This is a genomic window from Rhizobium sp. AB2/73 (assembly GCF_020871915.1).
Taxonomy (GTDB): Bacteria; Pseudomonadota; Alphaproteobacteria; order Rhizobiales; family Rhizobiaceae; genus Rhizobium; species Rhizobium dioscoreae.
This window is the reverse complement of record NZ_CP067072.1, coordinates 1,178,889-1,195,363: the sequence shown is the minus strand read 5'-3', so window position 1 is coordinate 1,195,363 and position 16,475 is coordinate 1,178,889. Positions and strand designations below refer to the sequence as shown.

Here is a 16,475-nt window from a genome sequence, read left to right as displayed (position 1 = left end):
CGGAGAGGAACAGGATGAAGCCGTTTAACATTGACGAGCGCTCGCTTCCGCCGCTGTTCGATGTCGGTGCCGTGTGGACCACCCTTTGGCAGCGCTGGCTGACCGTGTTGACGTGTACCGTTGCCGTGCTTCTACTGACGTTGGCTTACCTTGCCGTGGCAAAGCCGAGCTATACCGCGACAGCTTCCGTTATGATCGATCCGCGTGATCCACGCGCGACAAACCTCAACAATGTTCTGCCCGGCATCGGCAGCGATAGCGCGGCTATCGCAAGCCAGGTATTCGTCATTGAATCGCGTGACCTTCTGATGAAGGTCTTTGAGAGCGAGAACATCGAGAACGACCCTGAATTTTCGGCAGGCGGCCTCCTGTCGCGTATTGGTCTGGCTTCACATCCCACGAAGGATTCGATCTTCAAGAATTTCCAACGTGCCGTCACCGTAGAGCGTGCCGGGCTTACCTATGTCATCGATGTCAGTTTCGCATCCCGTTATTCCGACAAGGCGGCGCGGATCGCCAACGCCATCGTCAATCGTTATAGGGCCGGTCTGTCGGGCGAGCGGGAGACTGCAAACAGTGATGTGAATTCCCTGCTTGCGAGCCGGATCGGCAATCTTCAGAAGAATGTCAGCGATGCGGAGCAGGAGGTCGGAGATTTCAAGGTCTCGCATCAGATCCTCGATGCTTCTGCGGGTGGCACGCTTCAATCTCAGATAGACAAGCTTACGGATCAGCTGATCGGCGCGCGAAGTGAGGCCGATCAGGCCAAGGATAAATATGCTCAGGCAGTCGCCGCAGGCACCTCGCCGGCTGGACTTGCCAAGCTTTCGGAAATCCTTTCCTCCGAAGCCACGGTCAAACTCCGCGAGAACTACAATCAACGGGCCGCCGATCTCGCCAATTACGAGGCCATGTATCAGCCGCGTCATCCGATCGTTAAAAGATTGCGATCCGAGTTGGACAGGATGCAGGGTCTTATGGCCGTCGAGGCGCAGCGTATCACGCGGGAATTGAAGGCAAAGTCCGATCTCGCTGGGCAGAACGTCGCGGCACTCCAGGCAAAGCTCGATGATCTCCGCCAGAAGCTGGACAGTTCGAATGCTGCGCAGGTGCAGTTGCGGCAGCTGGAGGCGAAGACGAAGGCGGCACGTACGGTCCTCGACGATTTCCTGAAGCGCGCCGAGGAGACATCGCAAATGCAGGGCCTGCAGCTGCAGGAGGCGCGGGTGATCAGCGCCGCCGCTCCGCCGGTGCAGCCGACCTGGCCGAAGCCGCTGCTGCTTTTGCCAGTCAGCACAGCGCTCGGTCTTATCATCGGCTGCGGTCTTGCCCTGGTGCGCGGACCCAAACATCAGCCGGAACAGGATCCCGCAAGCCCCATCAGACGTAGCCTCCTTGACGTCGAGCCCCACAAAGGCCCTTCGCCGGAAATCGCAAAGACGGAACCGGCGCCGGTCCATCTTGGTGAATATCGGCTTCCGGGCGTTGCCGGCGTCGGTGCCTATCTCAGCATCCGCGCGATGCGAAGACGCTTTTTCCAGGCCGGAAATGAAGCTTTTTCGCGCGATGTGCTGCAGCTCATGCGGCGCATCATTCTGCATCTGAGGGAGCATCCGAAGCCCTATGTACTGCTGGTCTCCTCGCTGCACACGCCGCTGGCGGCGAGACTTGCGGGCGCTATGGTCGGCCTTGGCCTCCAACAGGCCGAACAGAATGTGCTCGTAGTCGAGTTCGAAGACCTGCCGGGCTTGGGAGCGCCGGCGCGCAGCGGTAACGGCGTCTTCATCAGCGGGGCGAGCGGCCTGCGGACCGTCGTGTACAACAGGCCCGTGGCCGAGAATTCGGAACCGTCGGCGCGCCTTGGCCTCGACGATATATTGGCCACTGCCGGCTCGTTCGATTTCGTGCTTCTGATGGGGCCTTCTATCGTCGATGACAATTGGGATCCAGCGCTTTTCGCTGAAGCGGATCTCATGCTTTTTGCGCTCAACCCTGCCGAGGAAGCGGCGGAAATCGCCAATATGCTTCGTCAACGGCTCGACGCCGATCAGATTGGGCGCAGCGCCACGCTGACAATTGCGCCGGAGAACATCGATACGCGCCGTAGCCGGATGGTGCGACCCATCCGCTCGACTGATGATGGAGGGCAGGGTGATCGAGTCTCTGCAAGGGGATGAACGAGGGACGCGGCCTGCGATCGATGATGATATCACGCCGAAGCGCTCTCAAGCTGGCAGGCGGCTCCATTCTGGCTGCTCTCCCGGCTGCCGGCGCGGCGCGTGCGGCGGCCAGGCCTATCGTACCCTCGCGTGGCATCAATCTGCCCGGATGGTTCGATAACAGCGATGGAGTGGCGCCAAGCGAGCCGGTCCTCGAAAAGCTTCGGCAAGCGGGATTCGAGACGATCCGCTTGCCGATCAATGGCGATCTCTTGCCGGCAACTGATGCGGCCGCGCTCCGTCGCATCGAGGCTGGCGTGACCGACCTTAATCGGCTGGGTTTTTCCGTTCTTGTGGACATGCATCCCTCTGAAAGTCTGCACAAGGCTCTTCGTCAGGATTTCGAGGCCGGCTCGCAAAGGGCGGCCGCAGCCTGGATGGCGATGAGCAGCGTTGTCGCGAACCTCCCGGATGATAAGGTCTATCCGGAGCTCTTGAATGAGCCGCCCATGCGGAGTGACGCGTGGCTGCAACTGCGGGATAGGCTTGCCGAGGTCGTGCGATCCAAATGCCCGAGCCATACGCTGATCTGGGGGCCATCGCCCTCTCAGGGCATCTGGGAAATAGGCGAGACGCCGCCGCTCGCCGACGATAACCAGATCGCCGCCATTCATTTCTATGCGCCCACGGCCTTCACCCATCAATGCGAGACATGGGATGCGTCGCCACTGGCGCGGATTTCGAATTTGCCTTTTCCGGCTACCATCGAAACGCCTCTCGTGCAGGAGAGCATCGGCAAGCTGCGCGCCAACGGGGATGAGCAGGCCGCAAACCTCATCGAGGAGCAATTGGCGACGCCCTGGACAGAAGCGGCGATCGCTTCCGAATTCGTGAGGCTGAAGCGCTGGTCCGAGACGCATGACTGCCCCGTCATGATGAATGAGTTCGGCGTGCTCAACTTCTGTGTCGATGCCGAAAGCCGCAGATTCTGGGTTCGGGCCGTGCGGCAAGCGGCAGAGGCCAATCAGGTCGGCTGGGCCTATTGGGAGCTCGATCAGGGTTTTGGCATCATCGAGAGCCGGCGCAGCGCCGAGGGTTTTGACGTCGGCATGATCGCGGCACTTCTGGATGGCCGTGGCGGAGGCTGAAATGCTGAGGAATATGGCAGTGCGGAACGACAACTGATGCGGACGAATGGAGTTTGGCGATGAGCATTACGGGACATCGCGCCGGCTTCGGGGCGGGAGGCGTTAGTTCGCTGCGCTCGGATGCGGTCTTCCATCTCTGCATCGCCATCCTCGCGGTTATCGCTTCCGTCTCTGCCTTCGCCGTCTGGACGCCTTTTGGGATTGCAGCGACATTCACTTTGACGCTCGTCCTGTCTGTTGCTCAGCCCGGCTGCATGCCGATCGTCATCGCCTGTTCCTTTCTCTATCAGAACCTCGTGGTCGCCTGGTTCACCCCCTTTGTGCCGGATCACAACACGTTCGATGCGCTGCGCGGCGCCAATTTCGTCATTCTGATGACGGCGTTCGGCGCTTTCGTTATGGCCTCTTTCCAATACCGCGTGCGGCCTCTGACGGAATTGCGGCCCTGGCTGATGTTCAGCTTCATGCTGTGCGGCATTGTTTGTTTCTATCTAGCGCTTGGGGCTGTTCACGGCGGACCGAAGGATGCCGTCATCTATTTCCGCAATACGATCACGCCGCTTGCATGCTTCCACATCGCAATTCTGGCAGCCAGTCTCTATCCCATTGATTTGCGCAAGGGCATCTTCTGGCTCTGCGCCATTGCCATCATATACGGCTATCTGGAACAGATATTCCGGATGGATTTCCTGAGCCTGTTTCACGGCGATCTCTATATTCATCGTGGCCTGAAGGCTCAGATCGAGGCCGGTGTATGGGAAAAGAAGCTGCGAGAGACTGGCTTCGTACTTCGCGGCATCGAAGACACGATGATGACGACCTTCTTCAACATCAAGCTGTTCAGCGACCTATTTCCGCCGATCTTCCGCAATGGCGGCCCGAACTTTCACCCCATCAGCTACGCCTACGGCTTGAGCATCATGTCTGCCTGGCTCCTCTTCAGAGGCCGTTGGCTGCTGCCGATTGCTGCCCTGCCACTACTGCTTGTCATAGGCTCGAAAGGTGCGACATTCATGCTGCTTGTGGCGATCGGTGCCCGGCTGATCTATCGTCGATCGCGCGCGGAACTGACGCTACTTGCCGTCATCGCGCTTGCCGCCGTCTGGACGGCCGCCGCCATCCTCTTCGGCGCCACCCATGGCGATTACCACGTTCTCGGCCTGATCGCGGGCGTTCGCGAATTCCTGCACAATCCGTTCGGACAGGGCCTCGGCATCGGCGGTAATCTTTCGAGTACGAGCCTCAATCTGGATTGGGACCGGGCACAGGATGAAGGCGTTGCATCCGTACCCGTCGAAAGCGCGGTCGGCGTCATGCTCTATCAGATGGGTGTGGGCAGCTTTGTCTTCTTCGGTTTTCTTGCCGCGCTGGCCCTATCGGCGCGCAAGCAGCTGATTGCCACCGGTGATCCGGATTTCCTCTTTGCTTTCGTCGCGGTCGTCACGATCGCGTCCAATGCCGTATTGCAGGAGGAGGCAATCTTCTCTCCGCTGGCGCTCGGCTTCTGCCTCCTGCTTGTCGGTGTTTCCTTTGGAACGCGCTGGCGCTCGCTCGGCATTTCGCGAAGAACGGTCAGCCAGTCGGGCGAACACATGCCATCGCCCTCGCTGTAATGCGGTTAATCTTCAATCAGCCTGAGCGTGCGCAAACTCCAAACCCCGCTGACGGCTCTTTGTCAGGATTAGAAGCCGAAGATGACGAGTTCCGTGAATGTCAGGTCACCAAGGGAGGGCGGTTTCGGACCTTTGAAATATTTCGTCCCGCTTCCGGCGAAATAACGCCCGGTGAGACCGGGCACCGGCCCGTTCGCATCGACGACGCAGAGAAATATGCCTTTTCGCAAGAGATAGCGACCAAGTGCACCCGCGCACCGGCTAAGCTCCTCAGGGGTGCGGCTGTAAATCACCTGGGCACTCGGAACGATGCCGTGGAAGATACAACGTGTCTTGAACACGAAGGGAAAAGCTTCGTCACCGGCGACACAAATGAATGACAGGCATCCGAGTGCTGCATGCTGGAGAAGGATCTCCCTATCGCCTTCCGAGAGCATCGACATTTCCGGAAGATCGGAGCGGGCTTCAAGCACACGATAAGTCCGCCTCGCAGCACTCAGCATCGGTAGAAACGCGAGCTGCCCGTCCGCATAGCGGCGAAAGCCGAGCGCTTCATTGACCTTTATCGTCCCTGGCGCCGGAGAAACGTTAATGAAGGTGACGTTCTTTCGTCTGAGCGCCGCAATCACCATCTTGCCGGCGAAAGCGCGATATTCGGGATCGACAGACCAGCTTGATAGATTGCAGCGGAGCTCTTCACCCTCCAGCCCCTCATGTCGAAAATATAGCGCCAGCAGGACGCCGACGATGCGTCCGGACATATCCAGGACGAAGCCGTATTTCGGCAGATCGGGCACGAAAGGCCGCTTTTCCATGCGTGCGACGGCGCGCTCCCAATAGCTTCGATCGCGTGTTGGAAAATTTCTGCGAAGACAATCGATGATACCATCCCAATCGTTCTCTTCGATTGGTCGGCAAGTAAGTCCAGGAGGAAATGCGCCTAAAACTGCCATGATCAACTCCGTAATATTATCGATATAGGATTGCGTTTTTCACATGTTGGAAACATGCACTATTTCCATGAGTGAATATTTCCTGAGACGGCATTTCCCGCTTGAAAGCGCGGCTATGTCATCGGTTCCGAGTTCAGCGCAGCGGATCGCAGTGCAGACTTGGCGCGTATCGCCTTCGCCTTCAGCTGATGAAGCTTTGTCGCAAGAGCGGGGCTTATGTTTTCGATGCCGTATAGGATTCGCCGCCGTGTGAAATGGAACTGGCGGCGCAGATGCCACCCAACATCGGTCTTCGCCGTTAGATTGAAGTGGTGATCGGCCATTTGCACCGAACTGATGTCCATATCAAGCTTTTCGGGGTCGTCATAATAAGCGGCGATCTTGGTGTGATCGATGGCGGTTTCTGTCATCCATTGCGGGATATATGTGCAGCACAGGCGCTCTACGTCGGTCAAAAGCCGGCTGACGCCGAGTCCGTTTGCCGGACAGGAGGTCAGATAAGCATCTCCGATCAGCACGACGCCGTCCTGCCGGCAATTGTCGGCAGCTGTTATATCGGTCAGCCAGCTATCGACCCGGCTGCTGATTTCAAAATCGCCAAAGGTGTCGACAAGTGACGGGAAGGCGGCCGTGAGCATCCCTTTCGGATCGTCATGCAGCGACTTGACCCATGGATCTCGCGGGTCTCGGAACAGAAAGAGATTGGCTCGTGTCGTCCCAGGGACCGGAAATAGATTGAGATGGTCGATTCCGTCGCCGTCGCCATGATAGGTCAGGGCCGTATGGCGAAATCTATTGGATCGCAGCGGGCGAATGTTGAAGCCGAATGCCAGCGGACGCCTATCGCTAATCCGTCGGTGCAGAATCCCGAGATCCCGGCGCAGGGTATCGCCCATGCCCGTCGCGACCACCAGCAATCGCGCGGTGATTTCGTCCTGACCGAGGATCGATATCCGTTGGTACGCTGCTCCGATCCGCAAAGCGCGGACCTGGCCGACGACCAAATTCACCGTTTCAGGCAGCGCGCTCCGCATCGCCATGACGAGCCTGTTGTAGAAAAATCCATAGTGCTGGCCGTATGTCCGGTCCACCACGTGCCCCTTGTGCATGTTGACGATTTCATCGAAGGGTACGGCGGCGGTCGACAGAGGTGCAAATAGCTGAAGTCGCCGAAGTTTTTCGATCGCCTCGCCGGCTATTCTTTCAACGCGGAATTCCTGGGGAAAGACGCGATGACGATCGATGAGTGTCACCCGATATCCCGCCCGGCCGAGCAGGCAGGCTGCTAGCGTGCCGGAAAGCCCGCCGCCGACAATGGCTATGTCTGTATCCGTTTCGCCCGTCGGCAGTTCAGAATATAGCCTATTCATCATTTCGAATACCTCAGGATCGCATAGATGGCGTAGGGGTTGGTCGTCAGGTAGCGCCAGAACAGGCGGCGAGGTTCCATCAGCATCCGCCAGAACCATTCGAAACCGGCTCTCTGAATCCAGATGGGCGCCCTCTTTGTTCTCTCCGCCAGATGGTCGAAGAGGCCGCCTGATGTCTTGATGATCCCGACATTGGCAAGTCGCGCGGCAAAATCGTGTACGAAGATCTGCTCGCGCGGCACGCCAAGGCCGATCCACAATATGTCGGGGGCGAGTGTGTTGATCTCGTCAAGCTTCCGTTCCAGGGCTTCTCCGGCAAGGTAGCCGTGGCAATGGCCCACGATGCGCAAGCCGGGATAGCGGGTTTGCACGGCGGCGACGGCTTCACGGTTTGCCGTCTCGGTCGCTCCCAGGAGATAGAAGCTTATGCCTTCCCTTTCGGCGAGTTCGGCGACATCGTGAAAGAGATCCGTTGTCGCCACGCGCTCGGGAAGCTGCACCCTGCAGAGTAAGCGTGAGGCCATCACGAGGGGTTGGCCGTCGGCCAGGATCTGATCCGCCTGCTGAAAGAGTTTGGCGATATTGGCATCAGCATGAACGCGTGCGACGACCTCGCCATTGGCCGACGTAAAATAATAGGGCCTGCTGTCGCGGCGGCGTCTGCGCGCGACGTCGATCATGAAGGAAGCGGCATTGCGTCGATTGACGACAGTGATGGGCAACCCACCGATCAACACGCTTGGAAGCGTGGGCGGATAGTCTTGCGCAGGAATGGCGGCTCCATGTTCGGGCGCGTCTGCCGGCTGCATTTGGCTCTCCTGATTTAAGATCTGCTCTTCGGAAACAAGATGCGCACCAGTAGCGTCCGGCCCGTTGTGGCCGGGTTTTTGAACGCCATTCGTGATTGAGTAAGCTCTTCCTGAATATCTTTGGGAGTCTGTACCAATATCTTGCACAACCATTACCTCCGCTTGCGTAATGGTTAGCTAATATGGCTCGGAAAGTTAAGGCGTTTATTAGTATTCAGTTAATATGTAAATTTCTAAATAAATAATATGCGCATAAACTGAACTTAATGCGAAGTTAAATCTCCCGTCACACAACGAGTATTTAAGAATTATTTCAATATGTTAATTAGTTGCTGAATAATCCCGTTCGCGTGGGGACATGCGGAAGCATCGCAGCGGCTAGCTCATGTACGGAGGAGCGGGTCAGCTATTCCTCTTCCTTGAAGGGCTATGTCGCGCGTTCCAGATTCAAACAGTATACGACCTTAGCGTTAGTCTGCCTTCGGATGGCAGCGATGTGTAAAAGCCGGGACTGCTCGATGAGTACAATCATTGAGATCGTATATCCGTATCCTCTAAGCGACTGCCAGCGGCTTGATTGCAATTACATAACGATTTATATAACAATTTATGTAATCGGAGAAATGGAGGTCGATTTGACTGAAGATATTGTGAAGGCGATGGGGTTCCTCTGTCTTGGCAGCCGGTTTCGCCGGATCGGCGAGCGTCTGCAGGCCGACACGCAGCAGATCATGGAGGAGCTGGGCGTCTCTTTGCAGTCCGCTCAATATCCGTTTCTCGCCGCCGTCGATCGCGCCGGGTCGCTGACGATCGGCGAACTTGCCCAGGCCGTCGGCATCACTCAGCCGGGCGCGACACGCACCGTCTCGCAGCTTCTGGAATTGGGCTATGTCGACATGCAGGCCTCGGCCGAAGACCAGCGCCGCCGTCTGATCTCGCTGACTTCCAGGGGACATGAGCTCGTTGACTATTCGAAAAAATTCGTCTGGCCGCGCATAGAGCAGGCGGTCCGTGAGCTCTGCGGCGACCTTTCCGGGCCGATATTGCAACAGCTGGCCGCCATTGAGGACGGGTTAGCCGAAGCTCCGCTCACGCGGCGCGGCACCCTCGGCAAGGACCAGCAATGATGAGCCATATTCTCGATCGTCCGATTTGGAGCGCCCTTGAAACCGCCCATGCATCACTGTCGGAGGGCAATGCGCTTGCCCGCCGCTACCCGCCTTCCATCGTGCCCTTTGCTGCGTCCGCGGACAATTCGCCCGAAAGTCTCGAAGCCCTGGCAAGGCTGCCTTTGGGAGAAGAGGTCATGGCGATCGTCGAGGCGGAGCCCATCATCGCTCCTGAAGGGTTGGTGACCCTTTCCAGTGCCAGGCTCGTGCAGATGATGGCGGAGCGTCCTTCCGAGCGCGTTTCGGATAGCCGGGTCATGCCGCTGACGGAGGCCGATGCTGCGGATATGCTGGCGCTTGCCACGCTCACGAAGCCTGGCCCCTTCACGCTGCGCGCGCAGAGCCTCGGCTCCTTCTGGGGCGTGAAAATCGACGGGCGCCTCGTCGCCATGGCGGGCCAGCGCATGCGCCAGACCGGATTTGCCGAGCTTAGCGGCCTGTGCACCCATCCTGATTTTCAGGGACGAGGCCTCGGCACCTTGCTCTTCCGTTTCGTGGCTGGCGAAATCGCGGCCCGGGGTGAAACCGCCTATCTGCACGCCTACGTCACGAACGCGCCGGCTATTGCGCTTTATGAAGCGATGGGCTTTCGCATCCGTTCGGAGATGAACTTCAGCGTCGTCAAACGGCAGCAGCTTTGATTTTCCCTTGTCGCCGTAAAGGCGGGTCACTGCTGTTGCAGCGCGAGCCTCAGGCCCAATGCCATATAGATTGTGCCGATGACCTTTCCCTGCCATCGGCCGATGGTGCGGTTGCGCCGCAGCCAGCCACCGATCGATCCGGCACCGACCGCCAGAAGCGAGGTCACGCCGATGCTGAGGGTCACGAAAATGGCGCCCAGAAGCGCGAATTGCGCAATGACGGATCCGCTTTCCGGATGGATGAACTGCGGCAGGAAGGCCAGGAAGAAAAGCGCAGTCTTCGGGTTGAGTATCTCCGTGAAGAAACCCTGCCGGAATGCGCGCATGGGGGTAATAGCCTGCGCAGTCGGCAGATCGATGCTGCCGCTTTTCTCGACAAAAGCCTTGAACCCCAGATAGATCAGATAGATGACGCCGGCATATTTGACGATCTCGAAGGCCAGCGCGGATGTGGCCAGCAATGCCGATAATCCGAAGGTCGCCATCATCGTATGGAAGAGATCGCCGGCGGCTATTCCAACACCGGTTGCCAATCCCACGCGCTTGCCGCCACTGACTGCCCTAGCGAGCGTGAGTAACGTGGCAGGCCCTGGAATGACCATCAGACCAAGCACCACCAATATATAAGTCGTCAAAACACCGAGGCTGATCATCGATCTCTCTAAAGTTGAGTGCCGTTTCAAAGTCCCCGCGACATGGAACTTTGTATCCGCCGTTGTTAGCTGGCTTGAAGACTAGTCGTTTTAGAGATCGTTGCAACAAACATGTTGGCGATGTCCGCTGCCGGGACATCCGGCCTCTTCGGCGATCTGGGCTTTCTATCGGCTGTTCTATTCCTCCAGCATTGCCATCCGGTCTATAGTATGGAGTCGATTTGCTTCCCGTGGTTAAAGACAGGTCGTCGAAATTGTTCATGGAAAAGACATCCCGACGGGATTTCAAGGTTTGGCGCTTCGCAATGGAGTTTGAAATTGAGCACTGCGTTCATGAAGGAAGAAAGCGCTGAAACGGCAGCTGAAACCGTGTTGCCCGACCGGCCGATTTCTCCACATCCCAACCGCGTCACCGAGGCGGGCCTGAAGGCGCTGGAATTGCAGCTTCAGGACGCGCGCAAAGCCTATGAAGCAGCAAGCGCTATCGAGGATATCAACGAACGCCGGCGGCAGACGGCCATTCCATTGCGCGATGCGCGCTATTTCGCGGAAAGGGTTCGAACCGCCGAAGTCATGCCGGCGCCGGCCTCGTCCGAGGTCGTCGTTTTCGGAAGCACGGTCACCTACAGCCGTGACGATGGCCGCGTGCAAAAATATCGCATCGTCGGAGAGGACGAGGCCGATCCCAAGGCGGGATCGATTTCCTACGTCTCGCCCGTCGCAAGATTGCTGATGGGAAAGACGGTTGGCGATGTCCTAACCCTTGGCAAGGAGGAGCTGGAGATCACGGCGATCGAATAGCGGTTTTTCCGCGCGCCCTCTTTCTGCGCGCGCCTGCGGTTTTCGATCAATGCGCCGGTTCGAACGGCGTTGCGATCGCGACCCTCGATGGTGCCACCTGAAAATCTGCCGGCAGCATCCGGTGATAGGCGAGCATGAGCTGACAGGCGCTACGAGCGTCATGGCGCAGATCGTGGTGAATGACGAAAGTGATCTCGCCGGCGGCGAGCAGCCCGATATTGTCTTGATCGAGATCGTGGGCGGCAAAGACCATGCATTCGCGCCGGGCCTCGGTAAAGGCTTTCAAGATGGCACGATTGCCACCGCCAGCGGAGTAGACCGCGCGGATGTCCGGCTCGCGTTCCAGCGCATCGCGGACGAGCAGTTCCGTCGTGCGGTCGACGCCGAACCCTTCGGAAATTCTGACGACCGAAAGATGGGGGAAACGCTCCGCAAGAGTATCGCGAAATCCGCGCTCACGCTCGTCCTCGCCGGCAAAAAGGCTGCTCGAGAGCGTCACCAACACTTTGCCCGCCCGTTCGCCGGCCATGCGGCCGAGCAGATAGGCGGCGGTCGCCCCTGCCATACGATTGTCCATGCCGACGTAGCCGGTACGGGAATTTTCAGGCAGGTCGGTCACCAGCGTAACAACCGGGATCCTTGCTGCCATGAGTTGGGCAGCGAAATCGGCAATGGCGGGCGTTGACGCGGCCTTGAGCACCACACCGTGGCTGCCGCGCCGGCGTATGGCGCGCAGGATGGATAAAAGCTCGGCCTCGCTCATCGTCTCGGCCACATGAAAGCGCGCGAAAAATGATGCGGGCCGCATGCCGGGCAATTCCGCCTCGAAGGCCTCGCGGACGGCCGACGAGAAGCGCTGCGGCGTATCCATGACGACATCGATGACGAGCCGCCGCCCTGCCAAGCCCGATTGCACATATTGCCGCTCCAGCTCGGCAATCGCGGCTGCGACCCGCGTGCGGGTCACAGAACGGACGCCGTCGCGTTCATGCATGACACGATCGACGGTCGCGAGGCTGAGCCCGGCCTGCAGCGCGATGTCTTTCAAGGGAAAGCGCGATTTCATGGTCACTCTTTCTGAGGTGTTTTTGAGGTGTTTCCCGCCTTTCTCATAGGCCGGTGCGGGACTACGATCAACCTCATGGTCCAACGTCATTTTGGGAGGAGAACACCATGGACGCTCAGACGCTCGCCAGTCGGCGCAGCCGGAAGGTCTGGCTTTCGGCCGATTGCGGCAATTTCGATACTTTCAAAGGTCTGGTGGAAAAGACCGCCGATCCGGCCGACTGGCCATTGGCGGCGGGGATCGAGAAAAACATCCTCATCTATGATGGCGACAAGGTTCGCAGCGCCGCCGAGGATGAAGACGAACGTCGCGCCCTGATGGCCGAGTGGGTGGAAGCCTTTACCTCAGGCCCAGGCGTCATCGTCATCAAGAGCGCCATGCCGGATGCGGCGGTGGTCGATCGCGCAACCGCCGTATTCGAAGCCATCGTCCGCGAGGAGAAAGAGAAGGGCAAGGGCGCCGGCGATCACTTTGCCAAACCCGGCGCCAACGACCGCATCTGGAACGCACTGGAAAAGCATTGCCTGGCGGACCCGGAGAATTTTGCTCGCTATTACGCCTCGACGGCGGTCGCCATGGTATCGGAGGCCTGGCTCGGCGTTGGCTATCAGATGACCGCACAGATGAACCGGGTCAATCCGGGCGGCACTGCGCAGAAGCCGCACCGCGACTATCACCTCGGCTTCATGTCGCCGCAGCAGATGCAGGCCTATCCCGGCCACATCCATGCCGTTTCGCCGCTGTTGACGCTGCAGGGCGCGGTCGCGCATTGCGATATGCCGCTCGAAAGCGGGCCGACACTGTTCCTGCCCTATTCGCAGACCTTCTTCGAAGGCTATATCGCCTTCGGCCGGCCGGAGTTTCAGGCCTATTTCGCCGAACATCACGTGCAATTGCCGCTGAAGAAGGGCGATGCCGTCTTCTTCAATCCGGCCGTCATGCATGGGGCCGGTAACAATGTCTCGAAAGACATCTATCGCATGGCCAATCTCCTGCAGGTCTCCTCGGCCTTCGGTCGGGCAATGGAGAGCGTCAACCGCAGCCGCATGTCTGTCGCAGTCTATCCGGCGCTGGTCGCCGCTCTCGATGCCGGTGCGCTGAGCCGCGCAGAAGCTGCGAACGTGATCGCATCGACGGCAGAGGGCTATGCCTTCCCGACCAATCTCGACAGCGATCCGCCCGTTGGCGGTTTGGCGCCGAAAACGCAAGCGGCAATCATGGCGGAGGCGATCGATGCCGGGACGGATGCGAAGCGATTTGCCGAACTCATCGCCGCCCATGCCGCACGCAGGGAGGCTTGAGATCGTATGAGCCGACTGGATGGAAAATTCGCTGTCGTGACCGGCGGCACGCAAGGCTTGGGCGCGGAAGTTGCCCGGTTGTTTGCCGAACGCGGCGCCGCCGGCCTGACGATCTGTGGCCGCAGCTCCGCCAAGGGAGAGGCCAAGGCGCGTGAGATAAGTGACCGCTATAAAATACCGGTCGCTTTCGTTGCCGCCGATCTGGGTCAAGTCGAGGATTGCCGCAAGGTCATCGCGACCGCCGTCGAAAAATTCGGCCGCATCGATGCGCTCGTCAATGTCGCCGCCATCACGGACCGCGGCACCATTCTCGACACCGATCCGGATCTGTTCGATCGGATGTTCGCCGTCAATGTGCGTGCCCCGTTCTTCCTGATGCAGGATGCGATCAAGAACATGATCGCCAACGGCATCGAAGGCACGATCGTCAACATCTCCTCGATGTCGGCGATGGCCGGGCAGCCCTTCATCAGCGCCTATTGTTCTTCCAAGGGTGCGCTCGATACACTGACCCGCAACACGGCCTTCTCGCTGCTCAGGAACCGCATCAGAGTCAATGCGCTCAATATCGGCTGGATGTCGAGCGATGGCGAGGATCGCATCCAGCGCGAATATCACGGTGCCGGCGAAGACTGGCTGGCAAAGGCCGCCGCCGAACAACCGTTCGGCCGGCTGGTCGATCCGGCCGAGGTCGCACGCGCCGTCGCCTTCCTGTCATCGGAGGAATCCGGTCTGATGACCGGCGCCACGATCAATTTCGATCAATCGATCTGGGGCGCCTATGAAGGCTCGCCGCATCCCGAGAAAGCGATGTAAGCCACGCAGATTGGAGGGAAATACCCTTCCGCCAATAGGCAGGTTGCGTGCTGGCGCGAAATGCCAACAGGCATCCTTAGTGGCTCAAAAGCTCTTGATGGTTCCGTCCGACCAGACCATCTTGCCGCCGCGGATCGTGCCGCGCACCCGCGGTACCCGGCCGCGTTCTGCGATGACCAGATCGGCGCGCAATCCTTCGGCGATGCGGCCGCGATCATTCAGGCCCAGCGCCCTTGCGGGGTTGGCGCTTGCCAGCGCAGTGGAGGCGGGAAGGCCGCCCTTGCCTATTTCCGCGAGCGCGATCACGGCCGGCAGAATGGCCGACGGATGATAGTCGCTCGCAAGGATATCCAGCACGCCGGCTTCATAGGCTTCCCGCGCGGAAAGATTGCCGGAATAGGAAAGGCCGCGCAGCGCATTCGGCGCGCCCATGGCCGTCGCCAATCCCAACCGCCTTGCTTCGGTGGCCGTCGCAATATTGATCGGAAACTCGCTGATTGCCGCGCCGAGGCTGTGTAGCAGCGCTGCCTTCTCGATGGTGTCGTCATCGTGAGAGGCAAGGACGATGCCATGTTCGCGCGCCAGTTCCGCCAAGCCGTTGATGATGTCCATGCTGTCGCCATGCTCGGAGCGGGCCGCCATGCGCTGTTTCACGAGTTCTGCCGCCTGTGCTTCGCTGATCTTCTTGGCCTTTGCCGTGTTGGCGATATGCAGCTCGATGTCGCGATATTGTCCCTGGCCCGGCGTGTGATCCATCAGCGAAATCAGGTGCAGCGCACCGGCGTCGATCAGGGTCTTTGCCTCTTTCAATGCGGGCAGGAACGTCACCTCGAAGCGGCCATGGACGCGGTGGTCGATCAAAAGCTCTTCGCGCATCGATGCAAGCTTTTCGATCATGGCATGGGTATGCTCGATGGAACGGACATGGCCGTAAGTTGCCGGCGTGAAGGCGACCGCCGCATAGGCTGTCGTCACGCCGTTGGCGGCGAGCATCTTGTCGAGGTCGTAAACGCCGAGTTCGAGCGGCATACGGACATTGACGCGCGGCTCCACGCATTTTTCGATCATATCGCCATGCATGTCGACAAAACCGGGTAGCAGGAACCGGCCGTGGCCGTCTATTTCCGCCCCCTCAACCGGCCGTTCGCTGATATCGGCGATCAGCCCATCTTCGATCCTGATGGCGCCGCGCTCTATCACGCGATCCTGCAGTATAATTTCGAAATTACTCAGCCACATCGTCTTGCTCGTCCTCGATCTTGATGGCTTCCAGATGAAGTTCCCGGTCGATCAATGCCCTTACATCCTCGGGATGATGAAAGACACCGATCATTGCAACGCCGGACGTTTTGAGCTGCGCCAATCTTTCGACCAGCGCCTTGCGGGCGGCATGATCGAGCGATGCGGTCGGCTCGTCGAGCAGCAGCAGACGCTGCGGCAGGATGAGCGCGCGAGCCAGATTGACCTTCTGCTGCTCGCCACCGGAGAAGGTCGAAGGATAAGCCGACCAGAGCTGCTTCTTGACGCCGAAAGCATCGAGCCAACGCCGCGCCTCGGCCAAGGCTTCGGAATGCGACGTGCCGGCAAGCCTCAGCGGCTCGGCCACGATCTCTTCGGCGGCAACGCGCGGGCGAGCATTGAGGAACTGCGTGACGAAGCCGATTTCCCGGCGGCGCAGCACGGCAATGTCGACATCGGCGGCCGTCGCGAGATCGATAATCCCTTCCTGCGTGTGATAATAGACGTGACCGGCCCGCGGCAGGTAGGAGCGATAGAGCGTGCGCAGCAGCGTCGATTTGCCGGCGCCGTTCTCGCCTTTCAGCAGAATGAATTCGCCTGCGTGGAGGTCGAAATCGATATTCTCGAAGGCAAACAGCGTGCGCTTGAGATGGTGCATTTCGAACTGCTTCGAAAGACCCTGGACGTGCAGCACCGGGGCTGTGGCTTGCCGGGCGGAAATCTGAATATTCATCTCT

15 protein-coding genes are annotated in these 16,475 nt (G+C 59.1%); 8 read left to right on the top strand and 7 right to left on the bottom strand.

Translation table 11 applies throughout. The annotated features are described in order from the left end of the window. Positions 1-14 precede the first annotated feature (14 nt). Genes I8E17_RS25220 through I8E17_RS25210 form a run of 3 tightly spaced genes read left to right on the top strand, consistent with a single transcriptional unit; the run spans position 15 to position 4,920 of the window. On the top strand, positions 15-2,177 hold the full coding sequence (locus I8E17_RS25220) for a GumC family protein (protein WP_113366198.1): 2,163 nt from the start codon (positions 15-17) through the stop codon (positions 2,175-2,177). Positions 2,178-2,200: 23 nt separating this feature from the next. Then, a complete protein-coding gene (locus I8E17_RS25215) occupies positions 2,201-3,307 on the top strand; it encodes a cellulase family glycosylhydrolase (protein ID WP_229002159.1) in 1,107 nt (368 codons plus the stop codon). A 59-nt stretch (positions 3,308-3,366) separates the two neighbouring features. Next, complete coding sequence (locus I8E17_RS25210) at positions 3,367-4,920, top strand: hypothetical protein (RefSeq protein WP_069610072.1); 1,554 nt, start codon at positions 3,367-3,369, stop codon at positions 4,918-4,920. A gap of 68 nt (positions 4,921-4,988) precedes the next feature. Here I8E17_RS25210 and I8E17_RS25205 read toward each other — a convergent pair whose 3' ends face one another. From I8E17_RS25205 to I8E17_RS25195, 3 genes are all read right to left on the bottom strand, one after another. Then, on the bottom strand, positions 4,989-5,735 hold the full coding sequence (locus tag I8E17_RS25205; RefSeq protein ID WP_083258014.1) for a hypothetical protein: 747 nt from the start codon (positions 5,733-5,735) through the stop codon (positions 4,989-4,991). A 251-nt stretch (positions 5,736-5,986) separates the two neighbouring features. Beyond that, positions 5,987-7,246: an NAD(P)/FAD-dependent oxidoreductase gene (locus tag I8E17_RS25200; RefSeq protein WP_069610070.1), complete on the bottom strand. Its 1,260-nt coding sequence runs from the start codon at positions 7,244-7,246 to the stop codon at positions 5,987-5,989. Continuing rightward, positions 7,243-8,052 (bottom strand): WecB/TagA/CpsF family glycosyltransferase, encoded by an 810-nt coding sequence (locus I8E17_RS25195; RefSeq protein WP_112721811.1) that lies wholly within the window; start codon positions 8,050-8,052, stop codon positions 7,243-7,245. Before I8E17_RS25195 ends, I8E17_RS25200 begins: the two co-directional genes overlap by 4 nt. 635 nt (positions 8,053-8,687) lie before the next feature. Between I8E17_RS25195 and I8E17_RS25190 the strand changes: the two genes are divergently transcribed. Both I8E17_RS25190 and I8E17_RS25185 read left to right on the top strand, forming a co-directional pair. Continuing rightward, positions 8,688-9,179, top strand: a complete 492-nt coding sequence (locus tag I8E17_RS25190) for a MarR family transcriptional regulator (RefSeq protein WP_069610441.1) — start codon at positions 8,688-8,690, stop codon at positions 9,177-9,179. After that, positions 9,179-9,862: a GNAT family N-acetyltransferase gene (locus tag I8E17_RS25185; RefSeq protein ID WP_069610440.1), complete on the top strand. Its 684-nt coding sequence runs from the start codon at positions 9,179-9,181 to the stop codon at positions 9,860-9,862. Before I8E17_RS25190 ends, I8E17_RS25185 begins: the two co-directional genes overlap by 1 nt. 26 nt (positions 9,863-9,888) lie before the next feature. On the opposite strand, the gene I8E17_RS25180 is transcribed toward I8E17_RS25185, so the two are convergent. Further along, a complete protein-coding gene (locus I8E17_RS25180; RefSeq protein WP_069610069.1) occupies positions 9,889-10,515 on the bottom strand; it encodes a LysE family translocator in 627 nt (208 codons plus the stop codon). Positions 10,516-10,833: 318 nt separating this feature from the next. Here I8E17_RS25180 and greA point away from each other — a divergent pair, with 318 nt between their 5' ends. Next, positions 10,834-11,316 (top strand): transcription elongation factor GreA, encoded by a 483-nt coding sequence (gene greA / locus I8E17_RS25175; protein ID WP_069610068.1) that lies wholly within the window; start codon positions 10,834-10,836, stop codon positions 11,314-11,316. Positions 11,317-11,362: 46 nt separating this feature from the next. Here the strand turns inward: greA and I8E17_RS25170 are convergent, their stop codons facing one another. Continuing rightward, positions 11,363-12,382, bottom strand: a complete 1,020-nt coding sequence (locus tag I8E17_RS25170; protein ID WP_069610067.1) for a LacI family DNA-binding transcriptional regulator — start codon at positions 12,380-12,382, stop codon at positions 11,363-11,365. A gap of 107 nt (positions 12,383-12,489) precedes the next feature. On the opposite strand from I8E17_RS25170, the gene I8E17_RS25165 reads away from it, so the two are divergent. Both I8E17_RS25165 and I8E17_RS25160 read left to right on the top strand, forming a co-directional pair. Beyond that, positions 12,490-13,683 carry a phytanoyl-CoA dioxygenase family protein gene (locus I8E17_RS25165; protein WP_069610066.1) on the top strand — a complete coding sequence of 398 codons (1,194 nt, stop codon included), beginning with the start codon at positions 12,490-12,492 and terminating at the stop codon, positions 13,681-13,683. Positions 13,684-13,689: 6 nt separating this feature from the next. Continuing rightward, on the top strand, positions 13,690-14,499 hold the full coding sequence (locus I8E17_RS25160) for an SDR family oxidoreductase (protein WP_069610065.1): 810 nt from the start codon (positions 13,690-13,692) through the stop codon (positions 14,497-14,499). A gap of 84 nt (positions 14,500-14,583) precedes the next feature. On the opposite strand, the gene I8E17_RS25155 is transcribed toward I8E17_RS25160, so the two are convergent. Both I8E17_RS25155 and I8E17_RS25150 read right to left on the bottom strand, forming a co-directional pair. Next, the gene (locus I8E17_RS25155; protein ID WP_069610064.1) at positions 14,584-15,738 is read right to left on the bottom strand and encodes an alpha-D-ribose 1-methylphosphonate 5-triphosphate diphosphatase; all 1,155 of its coding nucleotides are present in this window, start codon (positions 15,736-15,738) and stop codon (positions 14,584-14,586) included. Beyond that, positions 15,725-16,471 carry an ATP-binding cassette domain-containing protein gene (locus I8E17_RS25150; RefSeq protein WP_069610439.1) on the bottom strand — a complete coding sequence of 249 codons (747 nt, stop codon included), beginning with the start codon at positions 16,469-16,471 and terminating at the stop codon, positions 15,725-15,727. The genes I8E17_RS25155 and I8E17_RS25150 overlap by 14 nt, the downstream gene beginning before the upstream one ends. Positions 16,472-16,475: the final 4 nt, after the last annotated feature.